The sequence below is a fragment of the Gemmobacter fulvus genome, from assembly GCF_018798885.1.
Lineage (GTDB): Bacteria > Pseudomonadota > Alphaproteobacteria > Rhodobacterales > Rhodobacteraceae > Gemmobacter > Gemmobacter fulvus.
Map to the genome: position 1 here is coordinate 2,261,360 of NZ_CP076361.1, position 18,101 is coordinate 2,279,460.

Annotated in this window: 14 protein-coding genes; 1 reads left to right on the plus strand and 13 read right to left on the minus strand. The window is 67.6% G+C overall.

What is annotated here, in order from left to right; genetic code table 11:
• The first annotated feature begins 170 nt into the window (after nucleotides 1-170).
• Complete coding sequence (locus KM031_RS10905) at nucleotides 171-2,057, plus strand: sigma-54-dependent Fis family transcriptional regulator (RefSeq protein WP_215504870.1); 1,887 nt, start codon at nucleotides 171-173, stop codon at nucleotides 2,055-2,057.
• On the opposite strand, the gene KM031_RS10910 is transcribed toward KM031_RS10905, so the two are convergent.
• The 13 genes from KM031_RS10910 to KM031_RS10970 form a co-directional block, all read right to left on the minus strand.
• Nucleotides 2,036-3,727 (minus strand): hydantoinase B/oxoprolinase family protein, encoded by a 1,692-nt coding sequence (locus tag KM031_RS10910; protein WP_215504869.1) that lies wholly within the window; start codon nucleotides 3,725-3,727, stop codon nucleotides 2,036-2,038. The genes KM031_RS10905 and KM031_RS10910 overlap by 22 nt on opposite strands.
• Entirely contained in the window at nucleotides 3,727-5,754 is a 2,028-nt protein-coding gene (locus KM031_RS10915) for a hydantoinase/oxoprolinase family protein (RefSeq protein WP_215504868.1), read from the minus strand. The genes KM031_RS10910 and KM031_RS10915 overlap by 1 nt, the downstream gene beginning before the upstream one ends.
• Nucleotides 5,755-6,450 carry an ABC transporter ATP-binding protein gene (locus KM031_RS10920; RefSeq protein ID WP_215504867.1) on the minus strand — a complete coding sequence of 232 codons (696 nt, stop codon included), beginning with the start codon at nucleotides 6,448-6,450 and terminating at the stop codon, nucleotides 5,755-5,757.
• On the minus strand, nucleotides 6,437-7,153 hold the full coding sequence (locus KM031_RS10925) for an ABC transporter ATP-binding protein (RefSeq protein ID WP_215505016.1): 717 nt from the start codon (nucleotides 7,151-7,153) through the stop codon (nucleotides 6,437-6,439). The genes KM031_RS10920 and KM031_RS10925 overlap by 14 nt, the downstream gene beginning before the upstream one ends.
• Complete coding sequence (locus KM031_RS10930; protein ID WP_215504866.1) at nucleotides 7,150-8,082, minus strand: branched-chain amino acid ABC transporter permease; 933 nt, start codon at nucleotides 8,080-8,082, stop codon at nucleotides 7,150-7,152. The genes KM031_RS10925 and KM031_RS10930 overlap by 4 nt, the downstream gene beginning before the upstream one ends.
• Nucleotides 8,079-8,954: a branched-chain amino acid ABC transporter permease gene (locus tag KM031_RS10935; protein WP_215504865.1), complete on the minus strand. Its 876-nt coding sequence runs from the start codon at nucleotides 8,952-8,954 to the stop codon at nucleotides 8,079-8,081. Before KM031_RS10935 ends, KM031_RS10930 begins: the two co-directional genes overlap by 4 nt.
• 36 nt (nucleotides 8,955-8,990) lie before the next feature.
• Nucleotides 8,991-10,277, minus strand: a complete 1,287-nt coding sequence (locus tag KM031_RS10940; RefSeq protein ID WP_215504864.1) for an ABC transporter substrate-binding protein — start codon at nucleotides 10,275-10,277, stop codon at nucleotides 8,991-8,993.
• 70 nt (nucleotides 10,278-10,347) lie between these two features.
• A complete protein-coding gene (locus tag KM031_RS10945; RefSeq protein WP_215504863.1) occupies nucleotides 10,348-11,724 on the minus strand; it encodes a hypothetical protein in 1,377 nt (458 codons plus the stop codon).
• Complete coding sequence (locus KM031_RS10950; RefSeq protein ID WP_215504862.1) at nucleotides 11,721-12,302, minus strand: amino acid synthesis family protein; 582 nt, start codon at nucleotides 12,300-12,302, stop codon at nucleotides 11,721-11,723. The genes KM031_RS10945 and KM031_RS10950 overlap by 4 nt, the downstream gene beginning before the upstream one ends.
• Nucleotides 12,295-13,131: a UPF0280 family protein gene (locus tag KM031_RS10955; protein ID WP_215504861.1), complete on the minus strand. Its 837-nt coding sequence runs from the start codon at nucleotides 13,129-13,131 to the stop codon at nucleotides 12,295-12,297. The genes KM031_RS10950 and KM031_RS10955 overlap by 8 nt, the downstream gene beginning before the upstream one ends.
• Complete coding sequence (locus KM031_RS10960; protein WP_215504860.1) at nucleotides 13,128-14,561, minus strand: 6-hydroxynicotinate reductase; 1,434 nt, start codon at nucleotides 14,559-14,561, stop codon at nucleotides 13,128-13,130. Before KM031_RS10960 ends, KM031_RS10955 begins: the two co-directional genes overlap by 4 nt.
• Nucleotides 14,558-17,242 (minus strand): molybdopterin-dependent oxidoreductase, encoded by a 2,685-nt coding sequence (locus KM031_RS10965; RefSeq protein ID WP_215504859.1) that lies wholly within the window; start codon nucleotides 17,240-17,242, stop codon nucleotides 14,558-14,560. The genes KM031_RS10960 and KM031_RS10965 overlap by 4 nt, the downstream gene beginning before the upstream one ends.
• Entirely contained in the window at nucleotides 17,239-18,069 is an 831-nt protein-coding gene (locus KM031_RS10970; RefSeq protein ID WP_215504858.1) for an FAD binding domain-containing protein, read from the minus strand. The genes KM031_RS10965 and KM031_RS10970 overlap by 4 nt, the downstream gene beginning before the upstream one ends.
• Between the last annotated feature and the right edge of the window lie 32 nt (nucleotides 18,070-18,101).

The following is an 18,101-nucleotide window of genomic DNA, read 5'->3' on the forward strand; positions in this document are numbered from 1 at the left end:
TTCAACACCTTGCGCGTCCGGGCTGTTGCAGCCCCTGCCGCATCTGTTGCACCGGGCTGCAACAGATGCGCTGCACCGCAGCGCGGATGCTGCGCCATGCAGACAACCCGGTTCTCAAATGCGCATTGTCCGCTAAGATTGCGGCTGATACCGTCGGGTCAGGATGGGACATGCAGGCCGATATTGACCATATCCAGGAAATCGAGGCGATGTCGCAACGGGCGGCCTTTCGGGGTGCCCGCAGCGTGCGTGACCCGATCGTGGTCGAAAGCTGGCTGCGCTGCCTTGAAAAGCACGGGCTTGATCCGGCAGCCCGGTCCGAGGCATATATCGTGCCCGACAGCGCCCTGCGCTTTCACCGCCAGCGATCCGAAGATCTGATCTCCATTGCGCGGTCGGGGATTGACGGGCTCTACAAGCTGGTCGCCGGGCAGAACTATGTCCTGCTGCTGTCGGACAGCGCCGGGGTGACGGTCGAATATCTGGGCGAAGCGGCGCAGAAGGATGCGCTGCGCAAAAGCGGGCTGTATCTTGGGGCCGAATGGTCCGAGGCACGGGCGGGCACCTGTGCGCTGGGGGCGTGTATTGAATCGGGCGAGCCGCTGATCATCCATCAAAGCGACCATTTCGATGTGAGCCATGGTGCGCTGTCCTGCACCGCCGCGCCGATCTATGACACCAGCGGCGCGCTGACGGCGGTTCTGGATGTCTCGTTGCTGTCATCGCCGATGCCGCGCGCCAGCCAGTTTCTGGCGCTCAATCTGGTGCGGCAAGCGGCACGGCGGATCGAGATGGCCAATATCATGGCCGAAAGCCGCCGCGACTGGGTGCTGCGCCTTGCGGGCAGCCCGGACTTTCTGGATGTCGACCCCGAAGCGGCCCTGTCGCTGGACAGTGGCGGGCGGGTGATCGGCATGACCAATGGCGCGGCGCGGCTGATGGCGCGTTCGCTGGGGCTGGACTGGCGCGAGGGCGCGCGTCTGATCGGGCGCCATGTCTCGGAAGTGTTCGATCTGGGGCTGGAGACGCTGGAGGGCCTGACCCGCCAGCGTGATGCCCGCGACCGTTTCATCGAAACCCGCGACGGCTATCGCCTGTTCGCCCATGCCATCGAGCCGCAGCGCAGCTTCGTGCCCCGGATTGCGCGGGCGCGGCACATCCCGGCAGAATTGCGCGATCTGGCGGGCGATGATCCGGGGATGACGCAACTGCTGGAACAGGCGGCGGCGCTGGCCAATGGGCAGATGCCGTTGTTGATCGACGGGGAATCGGGTGCAGGCAAATCGACGCTGGCCCGCGCCATCCATGCCATTGGCCGCCGGGGGCCTTGTATCACCGTGGCCTGCGAAACCATTGACGAGGATGAGTCCGCGATCCTGTTCGGGCGCGAGGACAAACGCCATTTCGAGCCGGGATGGATTGACGCGGCCGAGGGCGGCACGCTGATCCTCGACAATCTGGAAGACCTGCCGCCCCGGCTTCAGGCGCGGTTGGTCTCGCTGCTGACGGAACACAGCTATCGCCCGGTCGGGGCCACGCGCGAACGGCGCTCCACCGCGCGGATCATCGTCACCACGGCGGCGGATCTGGCCGACCTGGCGGCCCGCAACAGCCTGCGCCGCGATCTGCTGCATCGGGTCTCGGGCACCCGCCTGAGCCTGCCCGCGCTGCGCCAGCGGCGCGATATTCTGGGCCTTGCCGACAAGCTGTTTGCGCAGGCCTTTGGCACGGCGGTCCGGTTCGATGCGACGGCGGTGGCGGCGCTGGCCAATCACGACTGGACCGGCAATCTGCATGCCTTGACCAGCCTTGCCACCACGCTCGCCGCGACCATCCGCCAGACCGGCGACAGCGCCGAGGCGATCACGCTGACGGACAAGGATTTTCCGCCGCATCTGCGGGCGCAGGGCGGCGATCACACGCCCAATGCGCAGGTCATTCTGGCCCGGTTGCTGGACGAGGCGGGGTGGAACGTCTCGGCGGTGGCGCGCCAGCTTGGCGTGGACCGCAGCACCATTCACCGGCAGATCCTGCGTTACGGTTTGTCGCGGGCCTGATCGGGGAACAGCGCGGCGCTTTGTTCGGCGCTGTAACGGCCCAGCCGCAGATCTTCGGCAATTGCGGCGGGCGCGCGCAGGGCAGGCGGGCCATAGCCACCGCCGCCGGGGGTGCGGACGCGCACGCGGTCGCCCGGTTGCAGCGCGATGTCCTGCGCTTTGGACAGGTGCGGCGGCACCCAGACGGTATCCCCCCGGATCACCTCGACGCGGTTCACCGCCCCGTCCTGCCCGCCCATCGCGCCTTGCGGCCCGCTGCGGCCATGATCCATCACAAAGCTCGCCTGCGCTGTGCCGCGCAGCAATTCGATCTCGTAATCCAGCCCAAAGCCGCCCCGGTGCTGCCCGGCCCCGCCCGAGCCGTCATGCAGCGCATAGCGGCGATAGAGCACGGGGAAATTCTGCTCCATGATCTCCACCGGCGGGGCTTTGGAAATGCCGATGGTCGAACAGCCGTTGCTCAGCCCGTCATGGTCGGCATTGCCGCCATACCCGCCGCCCGAAATCTGATACATGACGTAATCCCGACCGCGTTCGGGATCATGCCCGCCAAGGCCGAAATTGCCCGAGGTTCCGGCAGGGGCGGCGGTCACGCGGTCCGGCAGGGCCTGCACCAACGCCGCAAACACCGCCTCGGCAATGCGCTGACTCACCTCGGCGGCGCAGCCCGAGACGGGGCGGGGATACTGCGCATCCAGAAAGGTGCCCGCGATGCCTGTCACCGTCAGTGGCACAAAGGCCCCGGCGCTGATCGGCACATCGGGAAAGATATGCCGCATCGCCAGATAAACCGATGACAGCGTGGTCGCCCGCACCGAATTCATCGGCCCCCGGCAGGGCGGCGACGAGCCGGTGAAATCGAAGCTGAGCGTCTCACCCTCACGCGTCACGCAGAGCGCAATGGTCAGCGGCGCATCGACCACGCCGTCGCTGTCGATGAAGGCCGTCGCGTGATAGTGGCCCGCCGGGATCAGTGCGATATTGGCCTGCATCTGCTGCGTGGCGAAGCCGTGCATTTCGGCAATCGCCGCCGCCACCTCGGCATCGCCATAGCGGTCAAGCAGTGCGCCCAGCCGCGCCGCCCCCACCAGCAGCGCCGAGGCCTGCGCCTTCACATCGCCGATCCGCTGTTCCGAAACCCGGATATTGGAGCAGATGATCTGCCAGATCTCGCGGTCCTTCACACCGCGCTTGAACAGTTTGACCGGCGGCAACCGCAGCCCTTCCTGTTCGGCGGCGGTGGCCGAGGCGGAAAAGCCACCCGGAACTGCGCCGCCAGTGTCGGGCCAGTGGCCGGTGTTCGACAGCCAGCACCACAGCGCGCCGTTGCGATAGAAGGGCAGGGCAAACCGCACATCCATCAGATGCGTGCCGCCTAGGTAGGGGTCGTTGACGATATAGATGTCATCCGGCTCGGGCGCTGCCGTCTCGCCCCGCGCGATACGTTCGATCAGGTGGCGGGTCGAAAACTGCATCGTGCCGACAAAAACCGGCAGACCCTGCGCGCCCTGTGCGATCAGGCTGCCATCGGTCGCGGCATAGATACCGTCCGATCTGTCATTCGCCTCGGCGATCACCGGCGAAAAGGCGGCGCGGGAAAAGGTCAGGTCCATCTCGTCGCAGACCTGCTGCAACCCGGCCTGAATGACGGCGAGGGTGACGGGATCCATTAGGCAGGCCCTCCGATTGTCAGGATAAGATTGCCCATGGCATCGCTGGCCAGATCATCGCCGGGGGCGAGGATCGTGGTCGTGTCCATCTGTTCGATGATGGCGGGGCCGGACAGCCGCGCGTCCAGCGGCAGGTGATCGCGCCAATAGACCGGCGTGTCGATCCAGCGCCCGAACCAGACCGGACGGCTGCCGGTTTGGGCCTCGGTCAGGCTGCGGCGCCCCGCCGGGTCGATCAGCGCCGAAAGATCCAGCTCGGGCCTTGTGCCGATGACCGAACAGTTCAGATTGACCAGATTGGCGCGGATCATCGGCAGATCGACATGGAAGCGCGCGTGATAGGCCGCCTCGAACAGCGCTTGCAGCGCCGCGCGCGTGGGGCGGCCTTGCGGCAGCGGCACCCGCAGCAGATGGGTCTGGCCGATGAACTGCATGTCGGCGGAATATTCGGCGCGGATGTCGGTCAGGGTCAGCCGTTCAGCCGCAATTTGGGCGCGGCCCTGTGCCTCTTGGGCGGCCCAGAGCGCATGGACCTCGGCCATATCCACATCATCCAGCGGGCGGTTCAACGTGCGCACGAAATCATGGCGCAGATCGGCCACCGTGCAACCCAGCGCATTGGTGATGCCGGGGCGGGCCGGGATCAGCACGCGCGGAATGGCCAGCTCGCGCGCCAGATCGGCGGCATGCAGCGGCCCGGCCCCGCCAAAGGCGAACAGGGCGAAATCGCGCGGATCCGCCCCCAGCGACAGGCTGACCATGCGGATGGCCCCCGCCATATGGGTATTGGCGATTCGCAGCACCGCCGCCGCCGCCGCCTCGGCGGGCAAGCCCAGCGGGGTGGCAATCTGATCCTGCATCGCCTGCCGTGCGGCCTCGGCCGCCTGTCCGAACCGGCTGGCGGGCAGGCGGCCCAGCAACAGATTGGCGTCGGAAATGGTGACACGGCTGCCGCCCCGCCCATAGCAGACCGGGCCGGGGGTCGCCCCGGCGCTGTCTGGCCCGACGCGCAGCATCCCGGCGGCATCGACCCGCGCGATGGAGCCGCCCCCCGCGCCGACGGTGCGCACATCGACCATCGGCACATGGATCGGCATGGCATATTCCACCTCGATCTCGTTCGAGACGGGGGCCTGTGCGTTGCGGATCAGCGCCACATCGGTCGATGTGCCGCCCATGTCATAGGTGATCAGGTTTTCGATCCCGGCCCGGCGTCCGGTATAACAGGCGGCCATCACGCCCGAGGCGGGGCCGGACATCACGGTTTTCACCGCCTCGCGCGCCACAGACCCCGCATTGACCATACCGCCATTGCCATTCATCACCAGCAGATCCGCCGTATAGCCCCGGTCTTTCAGGCTGTCCGACAACCGGCGCACATAGCGCTCCAGCAGCGGTTGCACCGCCGCATTGACGGCGGCGGTCACGCCCCGCTCGTATTCCCGCGCCTCGGACAGCAGGGCATGGCCAAGGGTGATATAGGGCGTGGGCCAGAGCGTGCGGGCAATTTCGGCGGCGCGACGCTCATGCGCCGGGTTGGCATAGCTGTGCAGGAAATGGATCACCAGACTTTCACAACCCGCTTCGATCAGCTGTGTCAGGGCGCGGCGCAGCGCGTCCTCGTCCAGCGGGGTCAGCACGCGCCCCTGAGCATCCATGCGTTCCGGCACGCCCAATCGCAGATCGCGCGGGATCACCGGCACAAACCGCCCGGTCATGCCGTAAGGCTGTGGCCGGGTGCGGCGGCCCAGCTCCAGCACATCGCGGAAGCCTTCGGTGGTGATCAGCCCGGTGCGGCACAGGTTGCGCTCCAGCACGGCATTGGTGGTGGTGGTGGTGCCATGCACGATCAGCGCCACATCGGCCAGATCAACCCCGGTCTGCGCAAAGGCGTCGAGCACGCCGCCGGCCTGATTGTCCAGCGTGGTCGGGGTCTTGGCCAGGGTCACGCGGCCCGTTGCGGGATCGAAGATCACCAGATCGGTGAATGTGCCCCCCACATCGACGCCCGCGACCAAACCCGCCATCTATACCCCCACATAGGTCTGAAACTGCGGCGCATCGGGGCGCAGCCCCTGTGCCGCCACGGTTTCCGCCACGCTGCCCTGCGCCATGAAGGCAACGCTGTCGGCAACCGACAGCACCGCCTCGACCCGCTGTTCCACCAGAATCGTGGCAACGCCGGTCGCCTTCAGCCGGATCAGCGTCTCGCGGATCAGCTGGATCATCGAGGGCTGCAAACCCTCGGTCGGCTCGTCCAGCAGCAGCACGGCGGGTTCAAGGCACAGCGCGCGCGCAAGGGCCAGCATCTGCTGTTCCCCGCCCGAAAGGGTGCGCGCGGGCTGGCTCAGCCGTTCGCGCAGCCGGGGAAACAGGTCCAGCACATGATCGCGGGTGGCCGCGCCCTTGCGCCGCGTCATCAGCCCGATATCGAGGTTCTCGGCCACCGTCAGCGGCCCGAACAGGCGGCGGCCCTGCGGCACATAGCCGATGCCATGGCGCGGCACCTCATGCGCGGGCATGCCATGCAGGGCCATGCCATCCAGATGGATGGTGCCCGAGGTCAGCGCCAGTTGCCCCATGATGGCGCGCATCAGGGTGGTCTTGCCCACGCCATTGCGCCCCATCACGCAGGTCACCTTGCCGGGGGCCGCCGTCAGGGTCAGCCCGCGCAACACCTGAACAGAGCCATAACCGCCGGACAGGCCTTCAATCGTCAGCATGGGCAGCCCCCAGATAGGCGTCCTGCACGGCGCGGTTGCGGCGGATCTCGGCCGGGGTGCCGGTGGCCAGCACCTGCCCGAAATTCAGCACGGTGATGCGGGTGGCGAGTGTCATCACCACCTCCATGTTATGTTCGATCAGCAGAACCGTGGTCTGCGGCGCCAGCGCGCGGATCAGCGCGGTGAAACCCTCGATCTCGCTGTTGGCCAGCCCCTGCGTCGGTTCATCCAGGATCAGCAACCGGGGGGCCAGCGCCAGCCCCATGCCGATTTCCAGCAAGCGCTGGTGGCCATAGCTGAGCGTGCCTGCCACCTGATCCAGATAGGGGGCCAGCCCGACCCGCGCGGCGGCGGCCTCGGTCTCGGCCTGCAGTGCCCTAGGGTGGCGGCGCTGCACCGCCAGCGCCAGATTGTCGAACACCGACAGCCCGGCATAGATCGAGGTGATCTGGAACGTATAGGCGATGCCTTTGGCGACGCGGGCATGAGCGGGCAGGTGGGTGATGTCTTCGCCGGCAAAGCGGATGCTGCCCGCATCCGGGGCGATCCGCCCCGACAGCAGGCTGACAAAGGTGGTCTTGCCCGCGCCATTCGGGCCGATCAGCGCGTGGATCTCGCCGGGGTGCAGCGCGAAATCCACCGCCTCCACCGCGCGCAGCCCGCCGAAATGTTTGGTAAGGCCACGCGCCTCCATCAGGGTCATGGCAGCCATTTCAGCCCCCGGTCGCGCAGGGTGCCAAGGATGCCTTTCGGGGCAAACAGCACCAGCACCAGCAGCGCCCCGCCCACCACCAGCAGATGCGCCGAGGTATAGGTGGACGACAGGTCGATCAGATAGAACATCAGCACCGCCCCCAGCAGCGGCCCCAGCGTGGTGCCCGCACCCCCCAGCAGCACATAAAGCATCGGCAGGATGGAATACTGGATCGTGGCAAAGCTGGCCCCGACATAACCGAACAGCACGCCGTAAAACGCCCCCGCCGCCCCCGCATAAAGGCCCGAAAGCGCCAGTGCCGCCAGTTTCACGGTGAAGGGATTGTAGCCGAGCATCCGGCTGCGTTCCTCATTCTCGCGCATCGCCACCATGATCCGGCCAAAGCGCGACCGGACCAGCGCCAGCTGCGCCAATAGCCCCGCCGCGAACAGCGCAAGCGCCGCCAGATAACGCGGCCCCGGCTGTGTCAGATCAAAGCCGAAGGCCTGCCGGGCGGCAGCGGGCAGCGGGAAGCCCTCGTCGCCGCCGGTGATTGCCCCGAAATACAGCAGGGTCAGATAGCCGGCCTGCGCGAACATCAGCGTCACGATCATGAAGCTGACCCCGGCGGTGCGCAGCGCCAGAAGCCCGGTCAGCGCCGCCATGGCCGCCCCGGCAAGGCTGCCTGCGATCAGGGCGGGCAGCGCGCCCAGCCCGACATGCTGGATGAGCAGCCCGCTGCCAAACATGCCCGCCGCCAGAAACAGCGCATGCCCGAGGCTGAGCAGCCCGGTATAGCCAAAGGCGATGTTGTAGCCCATGGCAAACACCGCCAGCACCATGATGCGCGCCAGATTGCCGTGATGATAGACGGGCAGCAGGAAATGCAGCGTCAGCAGCCCGGCCAGCACCGCACCATGCAGGATCAGCGCCTTCATGCGCGCCCCCCGAACAGGCCCTGCGGGCGGAACACCAGCACCAGCGCCACCGCCAATGTGGCGATGATCTTGGCCAGCGTGGGCGAAAAGAACATCGAGATGATGCCATCTGACAGCCCGATCATCAGCGCGGCAATCAGCGTGCCACGGATCGACCCCAAGCCGCCGATGATCACCACGATGAAGCTGAGCAACAGCGGATCATGCCCCATCAGGTAATGCGCCTGCTGGATCGGCACGATCAGCACGGCGGCAATCGCGGCCAGCCCGGCCCCCAGTGCGAAGGTGCCCGCATAGACCCGGTCCACATGGATGCCAAAGGCGCGGGCGGTGGCGCGGTCCACCTGCGTCGCGCGCATCACCAGCCCGGCGCGGGTGCGGGTGATGAAGGCCCAGACCGCCAGCAGGATCAGGGCCGCCGCCAGCACCACGAACAGCTTGTAGCCGGAATAACCGAACCACGGAAATTGCAGGCGCAGGGTGAAGGGCGGCTCCACCGCCCGCGCATCGGGGCCAAACAGGCTGAGCGCTGCCTGTTGCAGGATGTAGCTGAGGCCGATGGTCGCCACGATGGTCGCCTCGGCATCGTAGTTCAGCCGCTTCAGAACCGTCGTATCGGCCAGCGCGGCCAGTGCTGCCACCACCAGCGGCACCACGATCAGCGCGCAGGCAAAGCCCAGCAGCGGCGTGGGCATGGCCTGCGCCACGAACCACGCCAGCACTGCGCCCAGCATGAAGAACTCGCCATGGGCGACATTGACCACCCGCATGACGCCGAAGGTGAGGCTCAGCCCCACGGCGGTCAGCGCCAGCACCGCCGCCATGACGGTGCCTTCCAGCGTGGCAAGCAAAAGGAAAGGGCCAAATCCCATGGATCACGGCGGGGGCACGCGGCCCCCGCCCCCTTTTCAGAAGCTTTGGGCGGTGTAATCCACCGCATCGGCATACTGCCCGTCTTCGATGCTGGTGGTGTGAACCCGCATCAGCTTGCCCCCTTCGACCTTGGAGATGAACTGCGAGCCGAACACCTGATGGGTTTTGCCGTTGAACAGCTTTGCCCCCTGCGGATGGTCGATCCCGGCATCAAAGCCGGTCATCGCCTCGATCGCCTCCACCAGCTTCTGCCGGTCGGCGGGGGATTGATACCCCGCCGCCTCCATGCCCTTTTTCAGCACGAACAGCGTTTCCCAGCAGGAAAACATATGGCTGTAGGTCGAGACATCCTTGGCATCCGACACCGAGGCCCCGAAGTCATCCACCCCCACCGCCGCGCGATAGGCCGTCTCGAACTCTGGCGCGTCGGCCTGTTTGACGCGGTTGTGGCCTTCCCAGAAATGCGTGCCTTCCAGAAATTCCAGCCCCGGTGCGGCGGTATCCACCGCCTCCAGACTGTCGATGAAGCCAAAGATCTGCGGCCGCGCGCCGCTGCCATAGAACTCGCCCAGTTCCTTCACGAAGGTCAGCACGGCTGGGCCGACCATGACGTGATACAGCACTTCGGTTTCGGTCGGGATCTGCGGCAGATAGCGGGTGAAGCTGGTTTCGGTGGGCGGAATGGCGATATGGGCAATCACCTCGCCGCCCTGCGCCTTCACCGCTTCGGTAAAGAAATCGCGGTGGTCATGGCCAAAGGCATAGTCGGGGAACACCATCGTGACCTTCTTGCCAAGGTTCTGCGTGACCCAGGGTGCCATCGAGGACACCTGTGCCCGCACATCGGTGATGCCGGGTTGCAGGGTCCAGCGGTTCAACATGCCCGAGGCAACGTGATAGCCTTCCGAACAGACCAGATAGGGGATTTTCAGCTCGCCCGCGCGGGGGGCCGATCCGATCACCACATGGCTGAACAGCGGGCCGAAGATCGCATCGACGCCCGCCTGATTGGCCAGCTTTTCCACCACTTCGGCCCCGCGTTTCGGGTCGGTGCCGTCATCCTCGAAGATCACCTCGACGGGGCGGCCATTGATGCCGCCCTGATCGTTCAGCAGTTTGAGCGCGGCCTGCGTGGTGCGCTCATACCAACGGCCATAGGCCGCGCCGATGCCGGTGCGGTGCAGCTGGAACCCCAGCTTGATCGGGGCCGAGGATTGCGCCTGTGCAAAGCGCGGCAAGCCGCCAAGGGCGAGCGCGGATCCGGCGGCAAGGCCGGTCAGAAGGCGGCGGCGGGTGGGTCCGGTCGTGGGCTGGCTGGTCATGGTCGTCTCCGCTGTTGCTGTGCCTTTGTGTGTAGGCTTATGAATTTCGCAATGATTTCTTCAACTTGTGTCACGCCCCGCGCGGGGAGGACAAGAGCCATAACCCCAGTGTGGTGTAACCGATCATCAACAGGGTCATCGGCAGATGGGCCAGCGCCGGGCTGTGCCCCAAGCGCCGCGACAGGTGCAGCGCCAGAACCAGCGCCAGCAGATGTGCTGCAAGGATCAGCACGAATTGCGCCGTCCAGATCGCCTGCATCAGGGTCCGGTCGGTCAGAAACCCGAAGCTGACATAAAACGGTTCCAGCCCCAGCAGGGCATCGCCGCGAAAGAACGGATCGTTCAGCGCGGCCAGCGCATATTGCCCGGTGGTCAGCAGCGTCAGCAGGTAATGCGCCGCGTGATAGCCTGCGGCGATGGCCAGAAAGGCCAGCATCGCCGGACCAGCCTCGGCCCAGAAGGGCCGGGCGGACCGGCTGACGGCGCGACCCAGCGCCAGCGCGCCCAGGATGGTGGCCGCCGTCAGGGCCCAGACCGCCAGCAGGCCCGCTGTGTTCACCCCCTGCACGGCAGAGCGTCCGGTAAACTCCAACGGATTTTCACCGATCAGCGCCAGCCAGAAGAAGGTTTCCATCAGCCCGTCAAAGGTTAGCGCGGCGAGGGCGAGTGTCAGGAATATCACCGCCGAGGGGGTGAGTGCGGGCATATGCAGCACCTGAGCGCCGGGCAGGCCCGCATAGCGCCGGGCGCGGGTGCCGTCGATCTGCACCCAGAATGGCGCTATGCGCGACAAGGCGGTCAGATAGACCGTCAGAAACTCGCCATGATGCAGCCAGTCTTCGCCCTCCAGCACCGCCAGCACGAAGATCAGCCCCCAATAGGCGGCGATGGCGGTTGCCAGAACCTGCGGATCCTCGGGGGTCATCGACATCAGCTGGAACCAGGTGAAGGCCAGCAGCCCCGCCGTTGCAGGCCAATACCCCAGCCGCGCCAGCCCGATGCTGCCCTGCCAGCCCAGCAAAAGCCGGGTCAGCCGCACCGGCCCGGCCCAGGGGGTCAGCCCGCGCCACAGATTGCCCAGCAGCATCGTTGCCAGCGGCAGCACCACCCAGAGCCCGACCCAGATCACCAGTGGCAACAGGTTGTGCATCGGATCGCGCGCGCCGGTCAGCCCCAGAAACAACAGGCCCAGCAGCCCGAGGAAGCTGAGATAGGAGGCCAGCGTGTCGGGCAGCAGCACCGGCCGGTCCCACAGCAGATGGGCGCGGAACGCGGGCAGCCGGTGCGTACTGGCCGCGATCAGCGCCGTCAGCGCCACCGTGGCCGCCGCGCCTGCCATGTAATAGCCGGTGGGCAGGGTCAGGATCACCGAAGGCGGCAGCGCGCAGGCCAGCGCGCTTGCCGGGGCAAGCGCCAAGCTGACACCGAGGGCGGCCCGTCCTGTCATCGCAGCCCGTCCTCGCCCTTCACCTGCGCCACTTCCAGCCCACCCATGCGGGAATGGATGCGCGGCCCCTTGGCCATGACCAGCACGAACACGATCTCATCCGGTTTCGGCCCATCCGGCACGGCGACCGACATCGCATCGAAATGGCCGCGCACATAGGCGGCGTTGATATGGCCGATCGGAATGTCGATGCTTGCCCCCATCGGGCCGAGCTTTTTTGACGAAGGCACGATGGCGCGGCTTTCGCCAAGGCGTTCGCGCATCGCGTACCCGCCGGGCACATGCCAGAGCGCGCCATGCTCCAACTCGCCTGCCGCGCCGACAATCGCGCCCTTGCCATAGGCGTCGATGCCGTCGCGCCCGCCCATTGCGCGGATCAGGTGGTCGGTCATTTGCAGGCCCAGCGGTTTCAGATTCTCCATCGCGCCTTGCAACTCCGGTTCATAGCGCCCGGCAAACGGGTTTTTCACCACGGCCAGAACCGCGCCGCGCAGACGCGGCTGCGCCGGGGCGGGGCCGCCGTCATGGTGGATTTCCTCGATCTGAACGACAAGTTTGCGCAGGATGAAATCAGCCAAGGCAAGGCTCCGGGTGTTGGGTCAGCAAGGGCTGGCCGAGGGTAATGACCTGAGGGTGCAGGAAAACTGCCGCCCCCGCAATGAGGCCCTGATGCAGCAACTGGCGGGCATGGTCCGCGCCGCTTGTCAGCGCGCGCGAAATCTCGGTGGGTGACAGGGGGCCGACGGCGGTGGTCACAGCGCGCGCGCCCAGATCACTGTCATGCTGAAGGCTGTTCGCGGGCTGGCGGGTGATGGCCGGATGGCCGGGCAGGGTGACGGCATTGGCGATCATCGTGGCCGCCGCATCGGCCTGCGCAGCTGTGGCCGCCAGCACCGTCACGCTGTCTGCGATGCCGAAGGACCAGGACCGCCCGCGCCAGCCCGAGGTGGCAATGCCGCGCACCGGATCGGCATGGCTGATGACGATCTGCTGCGATTGCCCGGCAATGGCGGTGGTGTAATGGGTGCCGGGGGTCAGGTAGAGCGCGATGTCGCCGCCATTGTTCACATAGGCGCGGCGCAGGCCGGGGCGTGGCAGGGCGGCGAGCACGGTTTCGGCCACCGCCCCGGCTACTGCCGCCATCGGCGTGATGAAGGCCGGGCGATGCGGGGCCACGGCTGCGGCCATCCGCCGGGCGGTGGGGCCGTGCAGGGGCTGCGGCTCTGGCGCGCGCAGGGCGGGCAATTCGGCGACCAGCGCTGCCAGCAGCGGCGCAAAGCAGGCCCAAGCCGCCTCATATGCGGCGCGGATCACCGCAGGCGGGCCATCGCAGCCGAGGATCAGATCCATCGGCCCATGGTGCAGATGCAGCCTGCCATCCGGCAAAAGATGGGCGGTGGCACTCATTCCACCTCCTTCGGCCACAGCCGGGCAGAGGTGACATATTCGCCACCGCTGGCCTGCACCTCGTCCAGCGCGCGGATCGCCGCCGCATGACCGCCGAGCGCGAGATAGGCGGCGCGCGGCAGGGTGAACTCCAGCGGCGCGACCAGCGCCGGGGTGGGCACATAGCCGAAGGCTCTGGGCGGCAGGCGCGTCACATCAACCATGAAGGTGATGCCGCCGCCGGGCCAGATGTAACATTCGGCCCCGCCCGAGGTGAGCCGGGTTTCGCCAGCCTGCACCGATCGGGTCAGCCGCACCGGGTTGCGGGTGACACCTGCGCGCAACGATCCGCCGGCACCGCCCATGAACAACACGGTGCAGAGCGAGGTTTCACAGTTTTCGGCAATCAGGTCCACCGTGGCGCGCAGCGCCTCTGGCAGCGGTGCGGGTTGTGGGGTCAGGGCCGCATCCAGCACATAATATGCAAAATCCTCGCCCGTGGTCGATACCATCAGCAGGCGCAGCCCGGCGCGCGCGCCCTTGGCCGGATTCCACGGGCCCAGAATGTCCAGCGGATCGGTCAACCGGGTGCCGCCCCAGCCAAGGCCCGGCTCCGAGACGCGGAAATAGCGCCCGGGGGTGGAGCGGTGGCCCTTGATGCGGATGCCCGTCGGCGGCCAGCCGATCACCCGGCCCGCCTGATGTTCCGACACGACGCCGGTGATATGGTCATCGACCACCACCACCTCATCCACCAGCCCCTGCCAGCCCGCCGCGAACATGCCGATGGTGGCCGAGCCGCAGCCGACCCGCATCCGCACCTCGGCCCGCCCATCTACCACCGGCGGCCGGCCCGCCTGCACGATGACCGAACAGCCGCCCTCGATCTCCAGCGGCACCGCCGCGCCATTGCACAGCGCCAGCAGACTGGCACAGGTGGTGCGGCCTTCGGCTTTTTCGCCGCCGGTGAGGTGATGCACCCCGCCCAGCGACAGCATCTGGCTGCCATATTCGGCGGTGGTGACATGGCCGATGGCCTGCCCTTCGGCGCGCACGATGGCGCCTTCGGGGCCAAGGTGGCGGTCGGTGTCGATCTTCACCTTGACCCCGCAGTAGGAAAAGATCGCCTCGGTGACCACCGTCACCATATCGGCCCCTGCCACCACCGATGACACGATGAAGGGCGCGGGTTTGAAATCCGGGTAGGTCGTGCCCGCGCCGATGCCGGTGATGATCGCATCGACGGGGGCGAGCGTGTCCTTCCACCCGGCGCTGGCAAAGGGGATGATGCGGCCGCCGCGCTCGGCAGTGCGCGACAGCAGCAGCACCGGATCGCTGCGCAGGATGCGCCCCTCGACATTGGCATAACGGTCGCAGGCGCCGGTCTGGCCGGGGGCGATGTAACACATCACCGGGCAGGCATCGCAGCGGATCTTGTCGCCGGAGGTCATGGCCCGGCCTCGCGCAAGGCGGCCCGCAGGCGGTGCGGCAGGGCGGGCACCTGCGTCAGCACAACGCCGGTGGCGTGACGGATGGCGTTCAGGATGGCGGGGGCGGTGGGGATCAGCGTGTGTTCGCCCAGACCTTTCGCGCCGAACGGGCCTTCGGGATCCGGCACCTCGATCAGCAGGCTGGTGATCGGCGGCACATCGCCGGTGGTGGGGATCAGATAATCGTGCAGATTGTCGGTGCGGCCGGGCAGATATTCCTCCATCAGCGCCAGCCCGATGCCCTGCGCGATGCCGCCTTCGATCTGCCCGCGCGCCAGCGTGGGGTTGATCGCGCGGCCCACGTCATGCGCGGCGGTGATGCGGATCAGGCGGGTGGTGCCCAGCGTGATGTCCACCTCCAGCTCCACCATCTGCGCGCCAAAACCGTAGACGGCATAGGGGGTGCCCTGACCCGCCGCATCCAGCGGCGCGGTGGGCGGATCATAACTTTCCTCGGCCATCAGCGCATAACCGAAGGCATTGGCGGGCAGCGGATCCAGAGCCAAGCTGGCGGTTTGCCCGCCTTCGGTGGCGGTGAGCACGCTATCCGCCAGCGACAGCCGCGCGCCGTCTCCCATGTTCAGGCGGCGCAGGATCTCGGCCCGCAGGGCTGCCCCTGCCGCCAAAGCGGCCCGCCCCGACACATAGGTCTGGCGGCTGGCCGAGGTTTTGCCCGCATCCGGGGTCAGTGCGGTATCCGGCCCGATCAACTGAAACGCCGCCAGAGGCAGGCCCAGCGCCTGTGCCGCAATCTGCGCGATCACGGTGTTCGATCCCTGACCGATATCCGTGGCCCCCTGATGCAGCACCAGCGCGCCTTGCGGCGTCAGCCCCAGCCGGATGGTCGAGGGGTTGGGCAACGAGGTATTGCCACAGCCATACCAGCAGGCGGCAATCCCCACGCCGCGTTTCAGGGTCGGGTGCGGGGTGGCCTCAGTCAAGGCGCGCTGCCAATGCGGCACCAATGCGGTCAGGCAGGCATGGATGCCGGGCGCGCCAAGGCGCTGGCCGGTGGCGGTGGCATTGCCCGCACGCAGGGCGTTGTGCAGACGAAACGCCAGACGGTCCCTGCCCGCCGCCTCGGCCAGCTGATCCAGCAGGGTTTCCTGCAACAGCGTCGCCTGCGGCACACCAAAGCCACGAAACGCCCCGGAGACCGGGCCATGGGTATGGATCGCCCGCGCCTTGGCGTGCAGCGCGGGCATCCGGTATGGCCCGGAGGCATGGACCGGCACCCGGTTTGCCACGGTCGGGCCCCAGCTGGCATAGGCCCCGGTGTTGAAGCTGCCATCAAAGGTCATGCCGACCAGAGTGCCCTCGGCATCGCAGCCCAGCGTCGCGCGCATCTGCCCCGGATGGCGTTTGGTGGTGGAAGCCATGCTTTCGGCCCGGCCATAGGTCATCCGCACCGGCCGCCCGGTTTTCAGCGCCACCAGCCCCAGCAGCGGTTGCAGGCTGACATCCAGCTTGGAGCCAAAGCCGCCGCCCACCGCCGAGGGCAGGATGCGCACACGGTCGGGCGGCAGGGCCAGAATGGCGGCCACCTCGTCGCGGTCCATCACCGGGGCCTGGGTGCAGGCACGGATGCACAGCGTCTCGCCCTCCATCCACGCCGATCCGGCTTCGGGTTCGATATAGGCATGTTCGACAAAGGCGGTGTCCATCCGGCCCGACACGGTGAAGGCCGCCTTTGTCAGTGCCGCGTCCGCATCGCCCTTGATCACCCGCCCTTCGATCAGCCGGTTGCCGGGGCGGTCGGGGTGAAGCTGCGGCGCATCGGCGGCCTCGGCCAGGGCCAGATCCAGCAGCGGCGGCAAGGGCTGCCACTGGATCGGGAAGCTGGAGAGATCAGGGGTGGGGCCCAGATCCTCGAACGCCAGCAGTGCCACCGCCTCGCCCTGAAACCGCGTGGGGCTGGTGGCAAGCGCGGGCTGATCGGCAAAGGCGGGAATCACGCCAAAGGCATTGCGGCCCGGAATATCGGCGGCGGTAAACACCTGCGCCCGGTGATCGGCAGCCCAGCCCGCCAGATCGCCAAAGCGGAACGCGGCATGGGGATGCGGTGCGCGAATGGCGCGCAGCACCAAGCCGCCCGCCTGCCACAGATCCGCGCCGAACAGATCGCCCGCCACCTTGGCCGCCCCGTCCAGCCGGGGGATCGCCTCGCCTACCGCCCCGGTCAGCTTCGCCATGGGGTCGGGGGCAAGCGCGGTGCAGACGGCGGTCAGAATGGCGGCATAGCCGGTGCAGCGGCACAAGACGCCGCCCAATGCCGCCTCGGCCTCGGCCCGGGTCGGAGCCGGGTTCTGCCGCAACAGCGCCGTGGCGGTCAGCAACATGCCGGGGGTGCAGATGCCGCATTGCGCCGCGCCATGGCGCAGAAAGCTGTGGCGCAGCGCATCGAGGATCGGGTCGGATGCCTCGATCGTGGTGATGCTGCGGCCTTCGGCGCGGGCGGCGGGGGTCAGGCAGGCACAGACCGGCTGGCCGTCCAGCAGCACGGTGCAGGCCCCGCAATCGCCCGCATCGCAGCCGACCTTGGTGCCGGTCAGCGCCGCCTCTTCGCGCAGCACATCCGACAGGCGGCGCGTCGGGTTGACGGTCAGGCGGGCGGGGTGGCCGTTGAGGGTGAAGCCGGTCATGCGGCCTCCGTCACGGCGCGGCGCAGCAATTCGGCGGCGGCTTCCAGCCGGTAATCCGCCGATGCGCGGATGTCATCCAGCGGCGACAGATGCGGGGCCAAGACCGTCGGGGTCAGGACTGGGACGGCCTGCGCCGGGGTCAGGCCGATCAGTGCCGCCTCCAGCACCGGCAGGCGGCGCGCGGTGGCGGAACAGGCCCCGACGGCAAGCGCGGCCTGCGTGATCCGCCCCCCGGCCATGGTCAGACGCACCGCCACCATGGCGATGGAAATCACCAGATAGGCGCGCGCGCCCAGCTTGTGAAAGGCCGCGCGCCCGGCAAGCGCACTGGCCGGAATATGGATCGCGCACAGCACCTCATCCGGCTGCCGCGCGGTCTGACGCGGGCCGCGCAGAAAGGCGTCCAGCGGCAGACGGCGCGCACCACGGGCCGAGACCAGCTCCAGCTCTGCATCCAGAACCAGCAGCGGTGGCACGCCATCTGCGGCAGGCGAGGCATGGCAGAGATTGCCGCCAAGCGTGCCCGCATTCTGGATCTGCCAGCCGCCGACCTGACGCGCCGCCTGTTGCAACGCGGCCAGCGCCGGGGGCAGCGTGGCGGTGGCAAGCTGGGTCCAGCGGGTGGCGGCCCCGATGCGCAGGCCCTGTTCCGAGGCGCTGATGCCGTGCAGATCGGCCAGATCGGCAATGTCGATCATCGGGTCGCCCAAAACCTGCGCCGTGGTGGCGGGATACAGATCCGTGCCCCCCGCCATCAGCCGCCAGCCGCCCTGCGCCAATAGCGCGACGGCTTCGGGTAAGGTGCTGGGGCGCGCGTAACTGTTCATCAACTCCCCCGCAAGGCGCAGGTTTCGGACAG